At 61.8% G+C, this 3,877-nt stretch carries 4 protein-coding genes; 3 read left to right on the forward strand and 1 reads right to left on the reverse strand.

Annotation, left to right across the window (positions count from 1 at the left end):
• Positions 1-207: 207 nt before the first annotated feature.
• On the reverse strand, positions 208-1,461 hold the full coding sequence (locus tag QP802_RS11135; RefSeq protein WP_252932193.1) for an NYN domain-containing protein: 1,254 nt from the start codon (positions 1,459-1,461) through the stop codon (positions 208-210).
• Positions 1,462-1,639: 178 nt separating this feature from the next.
• Between QP802_RS11135 and QP802_RS11140 the strand changes: the two genes are divergently transcribed.
• From QP802_RS11140 to QP802_RS11150, 3 genes are read left to right on the forward strand one after another with little or no spacing between them, the layout of a single operon-like run.
• Positions 1,640-2,017, forward strand: coding sequence for a GntR family transcriptional regulator (locus tag QP802_RS11140; RefSeq protein ID WP_070361735.1), 378 nt, complete (start codon positions 1,640-1,642; stop codon positions 2,015-2,017).
• Positions 2,014-2,763 carry an ATP-binding cassette domain-containing protein gene (locus QP802_RS11145; protein ID WP_284818902.1) on the forward strand — a complete coding sequence of 250 codons (750 nt, stop codon included), beginning with the start codon at positions 2,014-2,016 and terminating at the stop codon, positions 2,761-2,763. Before QP802_RS11140 ends, QP802_RS11145 begins: the two co-directional genes overlap by 4 nt.
• A complete protein-coding gene (locus tag QP802_RS11150; protein WP_070478609.1) occupies positions 2,764-3,780 on the forward strand; it encodes a hypothetical protein in 1,017 nt (338 codons plus the stop codon).
• Positions 3,781-3,877: the final 97 nt, after the last annotated feature.

Genomic DNA, 3,877 nt, shown 5'->3' on the forward strand with positions numbered 1-3,877 from the left:
ACGGTGTCGGGGAACTTTGCGGGCATCGGAATACCTTCCAGCCCTCAACACTCCAACGAAATGTCCGCGCTCCCAAATACGTTCGAAATAGGGATTACTACAATCCTGTTGCTCACATTTAGAAAAAACCGCAGCGCACAACGCAGAAAGAACGCCCCTGCCCGACCTGAATCTGTCGGACAGGGGCCTCGTTGTGTCGAAAGTGTGTTAGCTTTCGCTGCGAATGTTAATGAGTACGCCCCGGATGCCGGAGTGGAAGCCGTCGCGAAGGTTGACGCGCTGGGTTTCCGTCAGGGTGTACTCGTGCAGGGTCTCGCAGGCGAACTGGAGCAGCGGCCTATCGATCTCCGGCGGCAGACCGCCACCGGAAAGCATGTGGGCCTTGTCGCGCTGTTCGCTGGATGCGGCGTTCTCGAACCACCAGGCTGCGTACTGTTGTCCCACGTCGTAGGGGGTTTGGAAGCCGGAGGACGTCCAGACTTCTTCCGGAAGCGGCACGTAGCGCGAGCGGAGTTTGCGGCGCGGTGCCATCATCGACGGCTTCGGTGCCGGTTTGGGGGCCGGTACGTCGTCGGTGTCCTCGTCGGAGATGGTTTCCGGCTTCGGGTCCTCGGCAGGTGTTGCAGGCTCTGCCGACTTGACCGGTGTCGGTGGTTCCGTGGGGACCGGGCCAGGCTTTGGGCCGGGCTTCGGCATATCGGCAGGCGATGGGGTCGGCGGGGCCGCCGGGGTAACTGGGGTTTCCGTGGCCGGTGGATCGACCGGCTCGTCTGAAGCGGGCTCCTCAGCAGCAGGCTCCTCCGGCGCAGCGAGTGGGTCGGGTCCCAGGCCGGGTACTTCGGTGGGGCCTTGGTTGTCTTCGACGGGTTCGGCGTCGGCGATCGGGCGTTCCCGGATGCTTGGTGGGAGGGGCCCTTCGAGGACGCGGAGTTGCATGGAGTCTGCGAAGTCTTCGCGTGGGTCGAGGATGGTGGTGGTGTCGCAGGCGTGGCGGAGGGCGGAGGACATCGAGTCCCAGCCGAATCCGTAGAGGTGGACGCGGACGCCGTTGTTGGTGGCTTCTTCGACGCCGGGGATCATGTCGGCGTCGCCGGAGACCAGGACGAAGTCGCTGAATTGGCCACGCGTAGCGTTGATCACCAGGTCTGCGACGAGTCGGGTGTCGACGCCTTTTTGGGTGCGCCGCTCACCCCATTCGATGAGTTGCCCGGTGCGGAGTTGGACCCCGTCGCAGGAGCGCAGGGCGCGCTGGTAGCGGTGGGGTCCGGAGTCGGGGATGCCGTCGTACCACATTTGACGGTGGATGGGTTGGTGGAGTTGGTGGCTGATCATGACTCCGAGGTTGGCGACTACCTCGGGTAAGTCGATTTCTAATTGTGCTCGCGCGCCGATTTCCCATGAGTTGTAAAAGCTCGCCAGTAGGTAAGAAGTGTCGACGAACACCAGTGTGCGTTCAAGCATGGCTCCTAAATTCCGATTCTTTATTGTCGTTAAATTCTTTTCATCACAAGGCTACATATGTTTGTGTGCCTACTCATGCTAGTAGTTCAAGAAATTTCGTAGGGGTCCTTGCGAGCCACCTGGCCACGGTTCTATAGTTAGTTAGTGCAGTAACTAACCAACGAGCTCGAAGGGAGGAATGGTGGTTGGAGATTCAGAGCCACTCTTCGTGCAGATCGCGAAGTTAGTGGAGGACCTCATCGTCGACGGGACACTGAAGTCGGGCGAGCGGGCACCGTCGACAAACGAGCTCGCAGCCTTCCACAACATCAACCCCGCGACAGCGCGCAAGGGCCTCGGTTTACTTGTCGACGCCCAGGTCCTCGAGAAGCGCCGCGGCCTCGGGATGTTCGTCACCCCGGACGCGCGCGAACGGATCCTGGAAACCCGCCGGGAAGCGTTCCCGGGTACGTTCGTCGCCCCTCTTATCGACGAAGCCGTCCGCGTCGGCCTGAGCCGCGACGACTTGATCGACCTTGTACATCGAGTAGCAGAAAGTAGAGGAATGTATCAATGAACGCCATGATTATCCGCGCCGATGGGCTAGAGAAGCACTTTGGTAAGAAGCACGTCCTCAACGGGGTGTCCTTCGACCTGCCGTCTGGCGGCATCCACGGGCTGTTGGGGCGAAATGGCGTCGGTAAGTCGACGTTGTTGCAGATTGTCGCCGGCCAACTGAAATCCTCCGGCGGCGCCGTCGAGGTGTTCGGCCTGGCTCCGTTCGATAACGCAGCGGTGATGGACCGCGTCGCGCTCACCGGCGTCGACGTCGGCTACCCGGCGAGCTGGAGCGGCAAGGACATTCTCAAGGGCGCGCAGCTGCGGTACCCGAACTGGGACGATGGGCTCGCGCGCCGCCTCATCGACGACTTCGACCTCGACGAGGCGCTCGGCACCACGTACAGCAAGATGTCGCGCGGCCAGCGCGCGATGGTCGGCAACATTGTCGGCATCGCCTCTGGCGCCGAGCTCACGCTTCTCGACGAACCCTACGTCGGCCTCGACGTCCACAACACCAACGTGTTCTACCGCCACCTCCTCGACGTCGCCGAGGGCGGGCGTACGTTTGTGATGGCCACGCACCATATCGAAGAGGCGTCGAAAATTCTGAGCAGCGCCCTGGTGCTGGGCCGCGACGGCAAGGTCAGTGCGCACGTGACCGCCGACGATGCCGACGCCCACGCCGAGCGCCTCGACCTGAGCAACCCCCTGCGACCTGTCGATTTCGGCGACGTCATCGAGCACCTCCTGGAGGTGAGCTAAATGCAGACCTTTGTCCGCCCCGGCTTCTTCCGCGCCCAAATGTTCGCAGGCTCCAAATGGCGCTTCTGGATGACACTCTTCGGCCTGCTCATGGGCGCAGCGACCATCTTTGCCGACTGGTTGGGCAGCGTCCCGCTGGTCATTACAGCCGCGACATTCTCCTCGCTCCTCCTCTACGCGACCTTCATCCCCGAATCGGACGTTTTTCGCTCCTATGGGATGAACCGCAAGCGCGCCCTCGCGTACAAGCGCCGCGCCGCCCTCGTGGTCTGGGCCGTACTTTGCATCCCGACGCTGATCGTGAGCCCATCGCTGTACGGCCTGCTCGCCATCGCACTGGTCACCGGCTGGCTTGCCCTATACGTAGCTGACGACTCCACCACCGGCGAAGAACTCAACTCTTCCGACAACGGTTCGGCCATCATGGGGCTGCGTCTGGACCAGCCCCTCATCTTCCAACTCTTCTGGAAGCAGCCGCTTCTCCTGGCCGCTGCCCTCGGTCTCGTCTCGATTGCCATGCAGCTCCTGTTCCAGCGCTTTGTCGACAAAGAGTGGGTCTCGTTCGTGGCGACCGTCCCTGACCTGTTCCTGTTCGGCGCTTTCGCGGTAATCTACTCGTGGGGCGCGGCTTCCCCGGCTACTGCTCGCGCGTACGGAATCCCCCGGCGCACGTGGGGTCTGCATGGGCTGGGTGCAGTGGTGGTGTCCGCCGGGATCTACGTAGCGCTGCGTTCCCTTCCCACACTTTTCGACGCCCACACCCTCACCACCGCACCTGTCTGGGCGACGTTCATCTTGGTCCTCACCGGACTTGCGATGCCGTTGGCATGGGGGCGCAACCAGCTAGTGACGTTCATGGCCGTCATGATCCTCTGGCAGTTCATCCGCGACCCAGAGCCCTTGGCCTGGACGCTGCCAGTAGTTGGATGCGCATTGCTGGTGGCACTCGCGACGCTCACGCTGTACGTCGCGGGACGTGTAAACGGAGCCCAAAAGAACCCTGATATGAAGTTATAAAAATGCTGTCTGAACTGGCGATTTGTGTTGTTGTTGGTGTGTGTGTAACTTTATGTGAGTCAGCGAGACCGACAACGCCCCGCCAGACAGACTCGGT

The organism is Corynebacterium sp. UMB10119B (genome assembly GCF_030228125.1).
GTDB lineage: Bacteria > Actinomycetota > Actinomycetes > Mycobacteriales > Mycobacteriaceae > Corynebacterium > Corynebacterium pseudogenitalium.